The organism is Veillonella dispar (assembly GCF_900637515.1).
GTDB classification, from domain to species: domain Bacteria; phylum Bacillota; class Negativicutes; order Veillonellales; family Veillonellaceae; genus Veillonella; species Veillonella dispar.
Window position 1 is genome coordinate 14,119 of record NZ_LR134375.1, and the last position, 15,360, is coordinate 29,478.

The window sequence follows — 15,360 nt, forward strand, 5'->3', positions numbered from 1 at the left end:
ACATAAGCCCTATGACACAGAACTACACATGAGTAATCATAGGACGATATATTTTATGAAAGTAACTCTAATTTAGCCATTAGAGTTATGTTAGATAATAGCTCTATTAGATTTAATTATATATTTTATACAATTTAATAATACTATATTTATATGTAAACGGCTAGGGGGTATACAAAAAAGTGAGTCCTCCACTGGAGAACTCACTCTTTATAAATTTACAATGCTCATAAGTCTATGAGCTAGTAGGTATTATTCTTTTTCTTCTGTTTCTTGTACTACAATAGGTTCTTCATAGGTTACAAGAATTTTATCGATACGAGTATTATCCATATCTACCACTTCAAAGGTATAGCCATTCCATTTAGCTTTGTCTAATTCTTTTGGAATGCGACCAAAGAGAACGTTTAAGAGACCGCCCATTGTTTTGTACAAGTCTTTTTCTTCGCCTGGTAATTCTTCATCGATATGGAAGAATTCTTTGAATTCGTCTACGTCAAGAAGGCCATCTACAAGCCAGGAACCGTCTTCACGTTCGATGATTTTATTTTCTTCTTCCTTGATTTCTTCTTCACCGGAAGGCATGAGACCTACGATTTCTTCCATAATATCATGTAATGTTACAAGACCGCTAAAACCGCCATACTCGTCGAGAACGATCGTTTCATGGACGCCTTCTGTACGGAGTACATTCAACAATTTCATGAGTGTAATGGATTCTGGAATGAGTAATGGTTCTTTCAAACAAGATTCAATAATATCATGAATAGAGCGTTCGCTAGGACGTTGCATAATTTGAACTAATACGTCAGATACGGTAATGAGACCTTTTAATTCATCTAAGGAATCGGTACCTACAGGGATGCGGTAATGGTTGGCATTTTTGAGGACTTCCATAATTTCGTCCTCTGTGCCATTAAGGTCGATCCATTTAAGCTGTGTACGAGGTGTCATGATGTCACCAGCGTTCATATCTGCTAGGTGGAAGATATTTTCCACGAGGATAGGTTCCTCTTCTTCATACGCACCCATGGCAACGCCTTCGGTGAGCATCTTGTTAATTTCAGACTCTGTAACAGGAGCCTCTTCTTTCACAGTCACGCCTAGTAATTTTAAGAGGAATTCTGTGGAAACGCCGAGGAAGCTAACGATAGGTTTCAATGCTACAGACAACCAATAAATCGGTTTTGCTACTACTACGGCGATGCTTTCAGGACTATTTAAAGCCAATCGTTTTGGCACGAGTTCGCCAATAACGAGGGATAAATAGGTGATGATAGCAACGATGAGTAAGGAGCTAATGGATGCTGCATAGGGCTCAATACTTGGAATATTAGCTACTAAAATCTCTTCTAATGGACCAGAGAAGGTAGCACCAGAATACAAACCAGTTAAGATACCAACGAGGGTAATACCAATTTGAATAGTAGAGAACATCTCGTTTGGATTTTCTGCTAATTCAAAGGCTTTTTTAGCACGCTCGTTGCCTGCTTCGGCCATTTCTTCGAGTTTACGTTTTTTAGCATTGACGATGGCCAATTCCGTCATAGAAAATAAGCCGTTTGCTATGATTAATACGATGATAATTATAAAATCTAAGGTCAGATCACTGTCCATGTAAATAGATACTCCTTTTTATATAATTCTGCACATGAGAATATTAAAATATTACTCTTTAGTATACCATATTGGCATCGATACGTGTTTAAATACAACAAAAGCACCTATTATAGGTGCTTTTGTTGTGTCACTACATCTGCAAGTGGCTAGATAGATACTTTCGCCAGTAACTAGCACAGAAAAGCAAGGCGGCAACCCTATTTTCTGTTTGGATTCATTAAAATGTTAGAACTATTGATTTCCTTAATTAATATAATATATGACTGCCTTTAATTTGTAAATATGACTCTAATAAGGGTATAGTATATATATCAACTTTAGTATTGAAATAGGTCATACAATTGGTAACTCATGATGGGATTAGATATATGACAAGTGAACAGGAATGGGAACAGGTTTTACAAATAAAAACAGCAGGCCGCGATGATAGTCGGTCTGATACGGAGCATCATCCTTACGAGCCGACGGATTATTGTGTGCTAGAGCGCTTGGCAAATAGCGGTCATATTCGCAAGAAAAATACGCTCATCGATTATGGCAGTGGCAAGGGCCGTGTTAGCATTTTTATGGCGTACCAAACGGGTTGTCACTCCATTGGTATTGAATACGATGAACGACTCTATGAAAGGGCTCTTATCAATGGTGAAAGCCCAGCTGCTCGCAACCGTGTGAGCTTTGTGCATGGTGATGCGGCGCTCTATGAATTACCCGACCAAGCAGATCGTTGTTTCTTCTTTAATCCCTTTGCGCTCCATACGATTAAGCGTGTTCTAGGAAATATCTTTGATTCCCTGTATCATCATCCGCGGGAGATTAAACTATTTTTCTACTACGTCAACGAAGAGGTAGAAAACTTCTTGAATAATCATGTCCGTTTAGAACAGGAAGAACCCATTGATTGTAGTGATCTCTTTGAAGAGCGTGATATAAAAGAACGAATTTTAGTGTATTCCGTTAACTTGTTTTAGTATATTCTGTCAGATTATTTTAATGTTTTAATTTCATTTATTTTAGTATGTAAAAAGCATGTAAGAAACCTCAATGTTGAAGGCTTGTTTTAGTGGTTCTAAATTTGTACGACTAGGACATCATTCAAATTGAGGTTTTATTCTATTTTTAAGGAACTTTCACTTAGATTATTAAGGAAAAAGCAGATAAATTCTGCTATAATAATATATTAGAGATTATAAAATCAAATTATTTTTTATGGTTCTATACATTGATTCGTATGCACTAAGTTAGTGGATAGGGCTGAGTGTATTGAAGACTGGAGGTACCCGTGGAAATCATCGATACAGCATTGATTGAACGTATTCGCAAGGCCTTAATTAAACGTTATGATCGAGATCAACAGATCCAACAAATGATAGAAGAAATCGGTGCCGAAGAGGGACTCAACGAGTCTGAATTGGCTATCGTTTACCAAGCTTATTTAGAGGTTAAGGAACGCGTTTATTACACATCCTCTCTCGTAGATTTATGGAATCAAATTGAAGAGGTTCAAAAACGAATGTCCATGTTGCATACCTATGATTCTCTTGAAGAGGATTTATTTGGCAATGTGTTAGGCGACGATCAAGATGATATCATCATTGCTGATAAATCATATCTTGGTAAGGGTGCTAGCCATAATAACGATGTGTACGCTATGGAACAGGTTCAATTATCCGATATTCCTGTGCAGCATGATTCTACAGTGGGCATGAACCATATTAAATTGAACGAATTGCATTCTATGGGCGGTCTTTTTACAGGATCTGGTGAAAGTTCCCAACATGAGATATCGGACCTTGATGAAGACATTGTAGAGCATATGGATGTAAATCCACTAGATGGCGTGGAAAGCTTAGAAGTCCATCACATGGATGAAGAAAATATGTCCTCTATTGATCCGTATACAGCGGTAAATGCTTTGTTATTTGGCAAAGCTGGTTTGGATTCAGATAAAGCCAATAAGAAGATGGAAAAGCTTCTTAAAAAGCAATTGAAACGCGTAGATGATGAATGGGCGCGTATCAATGGGACTGACGAAAAGTCTAAAAAATCCAAAGAAGATAAGAAATCTAAAGAAGGCAAAAAAGCTAAGGATAACAAGAAGTCTAAAGAGGATAAAAAGGACAAAAAACATAAAAAGTCTAAGGAAGATAAACATTCCAAATCCGAAGATAAGTTAAAGAAAAAGAAAGACAAGGCTGAAAAGAAGCTTAAGGTCTTAAATGACAAGTTAAAAACAGTATTTTTGGCGGATACTTTCAGTAAAAAAGATAAGAATAAAGACAAGAAAAAGGATAAAAAATCCAAAAAGGATAGATCCGAAAAAAAGCAAAAACGATAGTTTCCGTACGGAATAGTAAGGCCTCTGAACAGAGGTCCAAGGAGAGTACTAGTGCTAAAAAATCGGCAAGTGCTGGAACTATCGACCGCGGATGCGGTAAATGCAAGCGATGTAAGGGACCTAAATGTAAGAAATATCCAACATAATTACAGTTAGGTAGTATAGAGTAGTTACGTTATATGAAAAACAGTTAGGGGTTAATGATGAACCGATGGCAACGATTATTTGAAGGCATACGAACAGAGATTAAGGTGTTTATCTTTTTCTCTGCTTTGTTGACTGCATTTAGAATCGTGTTTCTTGCAGTATTTCAATCACAGCTAGCATCTGTGACGATGGAGAATATCCTTACGTCCTTATGGCTAGGCTTTAGATTGAGTCTCAAGACAGTCGGTTCTTTATGTTTACTAGGCTTTTTAGGTGGCACATTGGTACATACCTTTGTACCTAAATGGCCGTCCTTACGCATTAAACAGGTTGTGTATTCCATAGCGACTGTACTGTTAACCTTCCTATTCTTAGGCCGCATTCCGTTCTACAAAATATTCAATTCCTCTTATAATGCGATGCTCATCAATGGTAAAAACGATGATATCAGCGCCATTGTAAATACGGCGATTAATGAATATAATGCGTTGATGTATATCGTTGGAGCCGTAGTATTGAGTGCAGCCCTATGTTATTTCCTCGTTAAATTCTTGGCGTGGGGTACAAAGAAATATAGTGATTACGTTGATACTCAATTAGTTTGTCCTACTTGGTATCCTAAGACTAAGAGAACGCAATGGATCACAGGTATTGGATTGACTGTAGCTATCGGTGTATTAGGTCTGTTCTTTAGATTTGGTGGTGCTTTTAACTATACAAATTCTATCAACTGGGAAAGTGCGGCACGCCTCAGTTCTAATTTGTTAAACGAGACTATCCTCGACGATGTGCAGGCTCTTTATCGTGTTAAAAGTATTGCAAAACGCGCGGATGAGTTAGAGGTTATCAACTTAACCCCTCAAGAATTGAGTGAGAAAATCAGTGCCATTGGTGGTACATATAATGGTAAGTATTTTGATGGTTCTTTCACAAGAACTATTACGACAGAGCGTTTAGCGGAGCAACCACAGTCCATCAATATCGTTCTCGGTGAATCCTATGGTTTGTGGCCATTCCTCGCTGAATACAACGAACCTGGTGCGTACCTTGTTGAACAAGGTCGTAAATACGCTGCCAGCCCTCAAGCGATGAGCACGCAGCTAGCCCTTGCTCAAGGTACAGGCACCATGCCTGCTATCAATGGTTTACTCACAGGTATGCCTGACACAGGTCTATATCCTAACTATGAAGGTGAAAGTTTTAAACAACCGTATGGTTTAGGCATTGGCTCTGTTATGAAAAAGCTAGGCTATAAAACTGTATTCTGGTACGGCGGATTTAGTACATGGCAAAACGTGAAGAACTTCACCTTGTCTCAAGGCTTTGACGAATTCCACGATGCGTCTGAAATGCCTAGCGAAGAAGGCAATGCGTGGGGCGTAGGCGATAAAGATTTATTTAAAGCGATTTCTGCGTATATGGATCAACATAGAGGGGAAAAAATCCTCAATGTCATCATGACCACCTCTAATCATCCGCCGTATAGCATCAATGTAGCCAAGGAAGGGTATGATGTGAATAAGGTAAAAGGTCATTTGCCTGATACAATTGCAGAAACTGACAAGCAATTGAACGAGATGGGACATATTTGGTATGCAGACCACGTGATGGGCGAGTTTATTGCTAAAGAAGAAAAAGCAGATCCATCAGCGCTCTTCGTTATCACTGGGGACCATAGCGAACGATTTACCTTTGCTCGTGAAGTAGGGCCTAATGTGGCATCTACGATTCCCATTATCTTCTACGGTCGCGGTATTCATAAAGACTGGCTTGCTCCTAATGCGTTTGGCATGAGCATTCAAATTATTCCAACCTTGGCAGAACTAGCGGGGCGACCTGGTCAAACCTATGAAGCCATGGTGCCAAGCTTGTTTACACAAGAGGAATTTGTATTTAACCATAGATTATATCTAGATAAAAATGGCAAAGTATTAGAACAAAGTGCGAATATGCCTCAATCCTATGGGGATATGATTAAAAACATGCGCGAACTCGCAGCATGGCGTATTAAACATGGGGATAGTATTCAATAATTTTTGTATACGATACATATGGCAGATATCATATTTGTATCTACCATATGTATCTACATAGTGAATTAAAGGGATTTGTAAGTTAAAGGATGATCTATGAGCACTGTGACGGCTATTATCTTAGCTCGCAACGAAGAAAAACATATTGTAGATTGTATTAAAAGTATTCAATTTGCTGATGAAATATTAGTTATTGATGATGGAAGTACAGATCAAACGGTACCTCTTGCTACTAACTTGGGGGCTAAAGTTATACCACATCCTCTGAATGGAGATTGGTCACAACAACGGAGATTTGCTATATCTCAAGCACATTGTGAATGGATTCTATTTATAGATTCGGATGAGCGTGTATCTCCTCAATTAGCAAAATCAATCCAAGAATCTATTAAAGGAGAGCCAAAGGCCTATTGGCTACGAAGATATAATTTATTCCATCACAATCCAGCTACGCATGGCGTAGTAAGACCTGATAAGGTTTTGAGATTAATGCCTCGTGAAGGGGCTACCGTGGAGGGGGCAGTCCATGAGACTTTTATTAGTCCTTATCCACAAGCTACATTAGAAGGTAAATTGTATCATTATACTTATGATAACTGGCATCAGTTCTTTGAAAAGTTCAATAAATACACTACAGCAGCGGCCAACAAGTACAAGAAACAAGGGAAATCTTGTAGTTTTTTAGGGGATATTATATTGCGTCCAACATGGGCATTTTTTAAGATATATATTTTGCAAGGTGGCATATTAGATGGAAAAATAGGTTTTCTATTATCTATCTACCATATGATGTACACCATGACGAAATATGTAAAATTATATTATTTAAACAAATCTAATGGGCAATTATAATGAGTAATTTAGTATAGTAGATTACTATGGGGAATTATTGTTCTTGACGTAGATATGGAAGTATGAATGAGTGAACAATTTTTTCTATCCCTACAACAAAATATAAAACTAATGCTTTGGGCTCCTATATTGAGCACCATCTTTCGAATCATATTCATGATCGTTTATAATCCTTACCCCACATGGAAGGGACGCTGGAAATCTGTAGTAGGTTCATTGCGTTATGGCTTCTGGTGGGGTATGGACTTTGATGCTTATGTATTCTTACTACCCTTAGTATTGGTGACGCTCCCTGCATTATTATTTGATGAGTATCATCAAATAGAAGATACTATACGATTGGTAGGATTAACCATTTATTCCTGTGTATTATATGCAGCTTTTGCAGGAAAAATGATTTTTTATAAGCATTTCCATGATACTTATAACTATATGGTTCATTATGGAAATCATGCAGAGAAACGTAATTTGATTGATGTATTCTTTAATCAAGATCGAGGAATTCTCGTCATTTTAGGATTGATTCCTATTACGTTTATATCCTGGTACATGGGAGATTTCTTCTTATCCTTGCCATCTATACCTTATCCAACTATTGAAGGAACTTGGCCTACTGTAGCTTGGAATATAGGTCTTGTGGCTGCCTCCGTTTTGGGGTTTTATTGGTTTCGATATGGTGGAACCTTATCTCATGATGATAAACCAGAATGGGATACGATTCCTACAGTGGTAAAAGAGGATATATTCTTTGCTCGTGCTACAGTGCCAGATCTATGTGCCTTAGAAACGGTGCTAAAACATCCCCTTCGTGATGAATATACCGCATCTGCTGAGGATATTGATGACGCGATTCACCGTATTGTTCCTAAGGAATATAAAGATTCTTGGCAGGATTTGAATACACCACTTCATGCATTCAAGCGCGTTGCATCAGGTCCTCGTATTGATAAACCACAACATATATTCTTTATTGTTGGTGAAAGTATCCCACAATGGTCTCTTGATAAACCTTATAAGGAACTTAATATATGTCCTGGTTTATGGGATTTTAAAGATAATCCATATACGGCGCAAGTACCTAATTTCTTGCCTGCTGGTAATGTATCTCGTCCATCCATTGTGAGTCTGTTATCTGGTGTCTATGATGCGGGTATGGAAATCAATGAACGGGAAGCCTTCTGGCATGAATCATTACCGACTTCTTTGGCATCTCAAATGAAGCGTTTAGGTTATGATACGATTTATTGGTATGGTGGCAATGCATCGTATGGTAACTTTAATCACTTTGGTAAGGCTCAAGGATTTGACCGCGTAGAAAGTGCTTCCATTTTTTGTGGTCCCCATGCACCTAAGACTTGGGTAGGCGTTTATGACCATGTATTTTTAGAACATATTGAAGAGAAAATCAAATCTTTAGAACATCCTACATTCCATTTTATTTATACTACATCCAATCATGGTCCTTATAAAATGGAGGATTCCTTATTAGATTATGATCCTGAACAGGTGATGCCAAACCTTGGAGATGATTTAAAATCCAACAAGAAACGCAATAAGGAATTGGCTACTTATCGCTATAGTGATAAGGCGATTTTTAACTTTGTTAATGCTATGAAAGAGGCATTTCCTGATAGTTTATTCGTTGTTACTGGTGACCACTCTAATCTATTTGGCTCTTTGAATAATACATCCTTAATTCAACGAGACTATACCTTGCGCGATACATTCTGTACGGTAGGGCTGTTACAACACCCTGCTTTCACCAAGGATATGATTACGGCGCCCATTGGCACGCATATGAGCCTTATGCCTACGATCATTGAAGCCATTGCACCAAAGGGGTTTGAATATTACTCTATTGTGCCGTCCTTGTTTGATAAACAGCCCGATACGCTAGTTACGCCATACCAGTGGATTACGCCGCATATGATGGGCGATGTTCGCATGGATTATGGTGAAAGTAACACACCGTCTTATAAACCGGTTGAGCCAATTCGGCCTATTGATAATCACGGGGATGATGCTCGTGATTGGACATTGTTGACCATGTGGCTCATTAATCATGAAGACAGTATGAATAAGTCGTAGTATAATTAAACAATAATATCTATTGATGTATATGTAACCAGTATTTCGTATACATCAATAGATGCTACTAAATGTGTATTGATATGTGTATGATAGGAGGAACCTATGTCTATAATCAATGTTGTAGGCGCCAAAATTTGGGGTGGTGGCGAACAATATGTATATGATATTTGTAAACAATTACAACAGAGACATAGGACTGCCTATATCTTAGTGGACCAATCGAATGAAGATATGCAATCTCGCTATGCTCAAGTGGGCTATGTGATGACGGCCAATCTTTATACCTTGAAGGGTTTTCTATCTGTTAATGCAGTAGCTAAACAGGTAAAAGCACAAGGGATTGATACGATTGTATGCCACTCTGGTAAATATATCTTATTCTGTATTGCCCTTAAGCAGTTAACAGGTGCTAAGTTAGTGTTTATTAAACATAATCTTGTACCTGGTAAAACAGATATGTATCATAGATGGATCAATGCACAAGTGGATGCCTTTGTTTGTGTATCTAAACTCGTTTATGACGACCTTATGACGCCTGTTATAAAGGATACTAGCAAATACCATGTTGTATATAATGGTATCGATCCGGACCGATTCCAGTCCTTTTCAGATGCAGTTCCTATGAAATCCAAGGTTAGAACCTTTGGCTATAGTGCGCGTATTACAGAACGAAAAGGTTTATATCTGATTTTAAGTGCCCTTGAACAGATTCATCAAAACAATCCAGATGTTCGATTGATTATATCTGGGGCTGGTACAGAGGATCAAATTAAAAAACTAACAGACTATATAGAAGCGCATCAAATGCATTCTTATGTTGAATTTATAGGCTTTACACGAGATATTGAAGGTTTATATAGATCAATTGATTGTTTACTATTGCCAACAATAACACGGGAGGCCTTTGGTCTCGTTATCTGTGAGGCGATGTATTGCGGTGTACCAGTCATTACAAGCAGTTCTGGGGCTCAGCGAGAAATCATAGACGATGGAGAATCTGGATTTATTGTAGATCCGCTGAACGAACACACATTACAACAGGCTATGGAACATGTGATGAGTGATGATGTAAACTTGCCGAAGATCATCACCAATGCACGACATGTTGTAGAGGAACGATTCATGGTTAATCGTGTGGCCCATGAATTAGTTACGATTATAGATAATTTACATTCCACGAATCATTGATATATTTGTAGTTATATGAGTGGATAGGAGTATGAGATGGGATATTTACAAACACAATGGCAGCGAGGCCGTAAGATTTATGGCAAACGTAGTTGGAGGGAAACTAGACGTACTTTCCTTCATACAATGCGCTCTATCCGCAATAAAGGGGAAATTGAGGCACTAGAGACCTATTTTGCAAACTATACGCCTGATCCAACCTTATTAGACCGTCAAGTTGGTTTATTTGAGTTAATGACACGATTTTTCTTGTTTAAAAGCTCAACACCACAGGAACGATTAGAGGCTATTGTTAATCATTTTGATTATTTAAAAGATGTATTTACAGACGAAGCGATTCGTGAAATGTACTCTGTAGATCCAGATAATATTTACGACGATGTAAGCCGTATGAATCGTGGCTTTATCGTATGGGAATCAGAAGACCTGGATATGGTAGCACGCTTATATTATGGCCCTGGTCAACGTAAAGAAGGTTTCTTAACCTTGTTACTAACCTTGGGTAAGCAAGGTGTATACCATGCTAACTTCCGCTTTGGCAAAGGTTTTAATGGGGAACCTGCTATGTGGATTGGCACAATTCAAGGCTATAAAGATGGTCTAGATAATGCTAAAACAGTGACTAAAAAGATGTTTGGGTATAGACCAAAAAACTTTATCATGTTCTTATTGCGCCATATTGCAGCCATTTGTAAGGTAGAATCTATTTACGCTGTTTCTGATGAAGGTTTTTACGCAAATACCCACTTAGTTCGGGGTCACCGTGCTAAGGTAGCTGAGCTAGATCCATTATGGGAGGAATCCGGTGGTGTTGTATGTAGCGATGAACGGTTCTTCAAAATTCCATTAGAGGAATATCGTAAACCTATTGAAGAGATTAAATCACAAAAACGTAGCCAATATAGAAAACGTTATGAATTACTCGATCAATATGAACAAGAGATTCAGAATCATGTACGACCATTGTTACGAGTAAAATAATATCTATAAAGGGAATAGATACCACTATGATAAACAGTAGATTGTAACTATGTTGGGAAAAAGGGGTTAGTATGCAATCATGGATACTTAAAAATTCTGAAATGGTACTGACCGTACTCATTTCACTCATGATATGTACGACACGGTCATCTATGGCATTTGGAAATTTACTATATGGCCTCATTATATTGATGACCTTAATAACGTGCTGGTATAGGCGACATGAAATCTCCATACCACAATCGATACGCCAATATGGATGGGCTTATTTAGGCATGTTACTATGTGTATTGCCATCCGCATTAATTAGTACCGATATAGCGGTGACCACAAAATATTTCTTAAATATTTGGGTTTGGAAGGTATTAGTCATCGTCCCAATTCTGCTATGTATTAAGAGTTCTCGCAAATTATACGCCATATTATCAGTATTTTTTGTGTATATGGGCATCGATGCTGTATCGGCCTTTGCCCAATATTTATTGGGCTATAACTTAGGACCAGGAGGTCGTGCAGGTGGTGTTATACACGGCTCTATGATGGGACTTGCCATGTTGTTAACATTGGCTTTTCCATTAGCATTAATTGCTGCCTATGATAAGAGATTTCCTTCGTATGTAAGAAAATCTGCTGTATTTTCTTTGTTTGGCATGCTATTAGGCATGTGGGGGAACCAAAGCCGTGGTTCCTGGTTATTTAATGGCATTAATGGTGCGCTCATTACATTGCGCTATTGCTTTGTAAATATTCGCTATGTATTAGTACTACTTGTAGCTGTTGTAGGTATAGGATATGCATTTAGTAGCAATCAAGCCTATGTAGCTCGTTTTGAAAGTACTTTTAATATAAGCACAGATGGTTCAAATTTGGGCCGTATTTATGTATGGGAAGCAGATAAGCAAATGATTATGGACCACCCTGTAACAGGTGTTGGTCCTGGATTATGGCAAAAAACATATCGAGAGCACTATAAATTAAAACAAGAAACTCAAGATTTAGGCCATTCTCATAATAATTTATTGCAAATAGCCTCTGAATCTGGTCTATTAGGCCTCGTTGGTTTCTTAGGATTCTCAATTTTTATGTTCTGTAAATCGTTGAAACACTATGTGAAGACACGAAACCCTTATGATTTATCAATCCTTGTAGGTTTAATTAGTTACTTATTCCTATTTGGATCAGTTGATTATACGTGGGGAAATTCATCTGGTATTCGCATGTTTTGGATTGTTATGGCCATCATGATTCAATTGAAAACAATTGAGAGTTAATTGAGAATTAATTGAGAATCACAGGGTTATTTAGGAAATATTTACGCATTATTTAATTGATTTTTATGTCTAATTTAAATAGACCCAAAATCTCCAAAAAACTGCATAAAAGATAGCTAAAATCTATGTTTTTTCATAGTTTTAAACTTTTGAATATGATACAATATATGTAAATATTGGTACATTGTATTCGTATGGTTTAGAGGTTGTTTTCTTAAAAATTGTATTGAGAAAACAACCTTTTTTTATAGTTTGGGGTATTAGTATGAATAGTTCTGGATATAATAATCACAACAAATTGCTTATTAGCAAAATCATAGTGCTTATAGCAGATTATGTTTCTATTGTGTTAGGCACATTAGCTGCCTATCATTTGCGTTTAAACTTGCCATGGTTACAGGTAAGTTCAAATTTTAAGGTAGATGAAATCTATGTATATGGTGTTATACCTTTCGTATTTTTAGCCATATTATTGCTCAATAATGCCTATTCTGTAGTATCTCCTTATTGGGATACGATGAAGAACTTATTCCGTAGTATCACTATTGGCGTTGTTGTATCCATTGTGCTCATGTACACAGGTCATGTAATCAACGATGTATCTCGACTCTTTGTTATCTTTGCCTATCTATTTATGCTGCTCTTTATCTTTAGTAGTCGTTTTATTGTAGGTAAAATTCTTTCAAAAGCAGGATACTTAAATATACCAGTCCTTCTCGTTGGTGCAGGTAAAACAGCAGAGCTCGTAAAGAAATCTTTAGATCGTATGCCAATTGCTACCTATAAGATTATTGGTTATGTAGATGATAATCCTAAATCCTCTACCATTGCTCAAGAATATCCATGTCTCGGTGCTTTTTCTGATGTTGAAAGAGTTATTAAAGATACAGGAGTACAAACAGTCCTTATTTGTGCACCAGGGTTAGAGCCTAAAAAGTTAGTATCCTTGATTAATCACTTGCAACTATTAGTAAAGCGCGTTGCCTTTGTACCTGAGTTATTCGGTTTGCCTACAAGTAACATTACGGCGCGTGGCATGATGGAAGAGCAAGCCGTTGTATTGCGGGTACAAAATAACTTGGCTCGTAAATCTAACCGTATTATGAAACGCATCTTTGATATTGTTGCTACTGTTTGTGGTGGCATCTTGATTTTGCCAATTCTCGCCATCGTAGCTGTATTGATTTATCTAGATTCTCCAGGTCCTATCGTATTTGGCCACAAGCGCGTTGGCCAAGGTGGTAAAGAGTTCCCATGCTATAAATTCCGCTCCATGGTGCCTAATGCGCAAGAGGCGCTAGAGGTATATTTGAAAGAAAATCCTGCAGCTCGTGAAGAATGGGAACGAGATTTCAAATTAAAAGATGATCCTCGTGTTACAAGAATTGGTAAATTCCTACGTAAAACGAGTCTTGATGAATTGCCACAATTGTGGAATGTTCTCGTTGGGGATATGAGTCTTGTAGGTCCACGCCCTATCGTGCGCGATGAAATCGTAAAATACGGCGACTATATCAACGACTTTTACCTTGTACCACCAGGGATTACCGGTGTATGGCAAGTGAGCGGTCGTAGCGATACTACCTATGAAGAACGGGTATTAATGGACTCTTGGTATGTTCATAACTGGTCTGTGTGGATCGATATTGTATATTTATTGAAAACTGTGTTGGCTGTCGTTAAATCGAAAGGGGCCTATTAATGAAATACGATTATTTAGTAGTTGGGGCGGGCCCATTTGGTGCTGTATTTGCCCATGAGGCGCACAAGCGTGGTAAATCTGTACTTGTTATCGATCGTCGTAATCATATAGCAGGTAATCTGTATTGTGAAAGCAAAGACGATATTAACATTCACGTGTATGGTGCGCATATTTTCCATACCTCCTTAAAGCATGTGTGGGATTATGTGAATCAATTTGCTGAGTTCAATCACTATGTAAATAGTCCTGTAGCGAACTATAAAGGTGAAATGTACAATTTGCCTTTTAATATGAATACCTTCTCCAAAATGTGGAATATTCGAACTCCTAAAGAAGCACAGGACATCATTACCAAGCAACGATCTGCTATTACAAGTGAACCTAAGAACCTAGAAGAGCAAGCTATTAGCCTTGTAGGTACAGATATTTATGAAAAGCTCATCAAAGGATATACGGAAAAACAATGGGGCCGTAAATGTACAGAATTGCCAGCTTTCATTATTAAACGCTTACCAGTTCGTTATACCTACGATAACAATTACTTTAATGACCGTTTCCAAGGCATTCCTATGGGCGGTTATACGAAGATGATTGAACGCATGTTAGAGGGTATTGAAGTTCGTTTAGGTGTAGACTTCCTCAAACATCGCGATGAATATGAAGCCTTGGCAGATACAATCATCTATACAGGTCCTATTGATGAGTATTTTGATTACTCTGAAGGTGTATTGGAATATCGCGGTCTTCACTTTGAAACTGAACGTCTTGAAGAGGAAAACCATCAAGGTGTTGCCGTTGTGAACTATACGGAAGGGGACATTCCGTATACTCGCATTATTGAACATAAGCATTTTGAATTTGGTACACAACCTGTTACATATGTAACAAAAGAATATCCAAAAGACTGGAAAATTGGCGAAGAGGCTTATTATCCAGTGAATGATGTAAAGAATTTAGACCTTTACGCAACATATGTTAAAAAGGCTGAAACGATTTCCAATGTTATCTTTGGTGGTCGTTTAGGGGAATATAAATATTACGATATGGATAAGGTTATTGCTAGCGCTTTGGCATTAGTAGAAAAAGAGTTAGCTTAAACAAGTTTTCATATGGTAAGTAGATAGACTTGAGAGACAACAC

General features: G+C 37.8%; 11 protein-coding genes. 10 read left to right on the top strand and 1 reads right to left on the bottom strand.

The genetic code is table 11. The features are described 5' to 3' along the window. Nucleotides 1–252: 252 nt before the first annotated feature. Entirely contained in the window at nucleotides 253–1,617 is a 1,365-nt protein-coding gene (locus tag EL171_RS00065; RefSeq protein WP_005384802.1) for a hemolysin family protein, read from the bottom strand. A gap of 371 nt (nucleotides 1,618–1,988) precedes the next feature. Here EL171_RS00065 and EL171_RS00070 point away from each other — a divergent pair, with 371 nt between their 5' ends. The 10 genes from EL171_RS00070 to glf all read left to right on the top strand — a co-directional run bounded on the left by EL171_RS00070 (nucleotide 1,989) and on the right by glf (nucleotide 15,317). Then, complete coding sequence (locus tag EL171_RS00070; protein WP_005384801.1) at nucleotides 1,989–2,588, top strand: class I SAM-dependent methyltransferase; 600 nt, start codon at nucleotides 1,989–1,991, stop codon at nucleotides 2,586–2,588. A gap of 311 nt (nucleotides 2,589–2,899) precedes the next feature. Beyond that, complete coding sequence (locus EL171_RS00075) at nucleotides 2,900–3,955, top strand: hypothetical protein (RefSeq protein ID WP_005384800.1); 1,056 nt, start codon at nucleotides 2,900–2,902, stop codon at nucleotides 3,953–3,955. A 200-nt stretch (nucleotides 3,956–4,155) separates the two neighbouring features. Then, a complete protein-coding gene (locus EL171_RS00080) occupies nucleotides 4,156–6,135 on the top strand; it encodes an LTA synthase family protein (protein WP_005384786.1) in 1,980 nt (659 codons plus the stop codon). Nucleotides 6,136–6,231: 96 nt separating this feature from the next. Continuing rightward, nucleotides 6,232–6,987 (top strand): glycosyltransferase family 2 protein, encoded by a 756-nt coding sequence (locus EL171_RS00085; protein WP_005384773.1) that lies wholly within the window; start codon nucleotides 6,232–6,234, stop codon nucleotides 6,985–6,987. Nucleotides 6,988–7,053: 66 nt separating this feature from the next. Continuing rightward, nucleotides 7,054–9,075 (top strand): LTA synthase family protein, encoded by a 2,022-nt coding sequence (locus tag EL171_RS00090; RefSeq protein WP_005384772.1) that lies wholly within the window; start codon nucleotides 7,054–7,056, stop codon nucleotides 9,073–9,075. 105 nt (nucleotides 9,076–9,180) lie between these two features. Beyond that, nucleotides 9,181–10,266 (top strand): glycosyltransferase family 4 protein, encoded by a 1,086-nt coding sequence (locus EL171_RS00095; RefSeq protein ID WP_005384770.1) that lies wholly within the window; start codon nucleotides 9,181–9,183, stop codon nucleotides 10,264–10,266. A gap of 36 nt (nucleotides 10,267–10,302) precedes the next feature. Then, nucleotides 10,303–11,247, top strand: coding sequence for a VirK/YbjX family protein (locus tag EL171_RS00100; RefSeq protein WP_005384769.1), 945 nt, complete (start codon nucleotides 10,303–10,305; stop codon nucleotides 11,245–11,247). A gap of 275 nt (nucleotides 11,248–11,522) precedes the next feature. Further along, nucleotides 11,523–12,518 (top strand): O-antigen ligase family protein, encoded by a 996-nt coding sequence (locus EL171_RS00105; RefSeq protein ID WP_232013631.1) that lies wholly within the window; start codon nucleotides 11,523–11,525, stop codon nucleotides 12,516–12,518. 265 nt (nucleotides 12,519–12,783) lie between these two features. Beyond that, nucleotides 12,784–14,220, top strand: coding sequence for an undecaprenyl-phosphate galactose phosphotransferase WbaP (gene wbaP, locus EL171_RS00110; protein WP_039968817.1), 1,437 nt, complete (start codon nucleotides 12,784–12,786; stop codon nucleotides 14,218–14,220). Next, on the top strand, nucleotides 14,220–15,317 hold the full coding sequence (glf, locus tag EL171_RS00115) for a UDP-galactopyranose mutase (protein WP_126413425.1): 1,098 nt from the start codon (nucleotides 14,220–14,222) through the stop codon (nucleotides 15,315–15,317). Before wbaP ends, glf begins: the two co-directional genes overlap by 1 nt. Nucleotides 15,318–15,360: the final 43 nt, after the last annotated feature.